The sequence below is a fragment of the Streptomyces sp. SP18BB07 genome (assembly GCF_036322545.1).
In the GTDB taxonomy this organism is placed as follows: Bacteria; Actinomycetota; Actinomycetes; order Streptomycetales; family Streptomycetaceae; genus Streptomyces; species Streptomyces deccanensis.
On sequence record NZ_JAQYWT010000039.1, the window covers coordinates 1 to 1,263 of the forward strand.

The window sequence follows — 1,263 nt, forward strand, 5'->3', positions numbered from 1 at the left end:
CCGGACACCTTCGAGGACACGCCGCAGAAGGACCGGGACCCGGACTGGTTCAAACGCGCCGTCTTCTACGAGGTCCTCGTCCGCTCCTTCCAGGACAGCAACGGCGACGGCATCGGCGACCTCAAGGGCCTGACCGCCAAACTCGACTACCTGCAGTGGCTCGGCATCGACTGCATCTGGCTCCCGCCCTTCTTCAAATCCCCCCTCCGCGACGGCGGATACGACGTCTCCGACTACACCGCCGTCCTCCCCGAATTCGGCGACCTCGCCGACTTCGTCGAATTCGTCGACGCCGCCCACCAGCGCGGCATGCGCGTCATCATCGACTTCGTCATGAACCACACCAGCGACCAGCACCCGTGGTTCCAGGAATCGAGGAAAGACCCCGACGGACCCTACGGCGACTACTACGTCTGGGCCGACGACGACAAGCAGTTCCAGGACGCGCGGATCATCTTCGTCGACACCGAAGCCTCCAACTGGACCTTCGACCCCGTCCGCAAGCAGTACTTCTGGCACCGCTTCTTCTCCCACCAGCCCGACCTCAACTACGAGAACCCGGCCGTGCAGGAGGAGATGATCTCTGCGCTGCGGTTCTGGCTGGACCTGGGCATCGACGGTTTCCGGCTGGACGCGGTGCCGTACCTGTACCAGCAGGAGGGCACCAACTGCGAAAACCTTCCCGCAACCCATGACTTCCTCAAGCGGGTGCGGAAGGAGATCGACGCGCACTACCCCGACACGGTCATCCTCGCGGAGGCCAATCAGTGGCCGGAGGACGTCGTCGACTACTTCGGCGACTTCGCCAGCGGCGGCGACGAATGCCACATGGCGTTCCACTTCCCGGTGATGCCGAGGATCTTCATGGCGGTACGGCGGGAATCCCGCTACCCCGTCTCGGAAATCCTCGCGAAGACCCCCGCCATCCCCGCGAACTGCCAGTGGGGCATCTTCCTGCGGAACCACGACGAGCTCACCCTCGAAATGGTCACCGACGAAGAACGCGACTACATGTACGCGGAGTACGCCAAGGACCCGCGCATGCGCGCCAACATCGGCATCCGCCGGCGCCTGGCCCCGCTTCTGGACAACGACCGCAACCAGATCGAACTCTTCACCGCGCTCCTGCTCTCCCTCCCGGGCTCGCCGATCCTCTACTACGGCGACGAGATCGGCATGGGCGACAACATCTGGCTCGGCGACCGCGACGCCGTCCGCACCCCCATGCAGTGGACCCCCGACCGCAACGCCGGCTTCTCCTCC

1 protein-coding gene is annotated in these 1,263 nt (G+C 64.8%); it reads left to right on the top strand.

All coding sequences use genetic code 11. The features are described 5' to 3' along the window. On the top strand, window positions 1–1,263 hold a 1,263-nt coding region (gene treS, locus PUR53_RS00100), incomplete at both ends, for a maltose alpha-D-glucosyltransferase (RefSeq protein ID WP_329906944.1).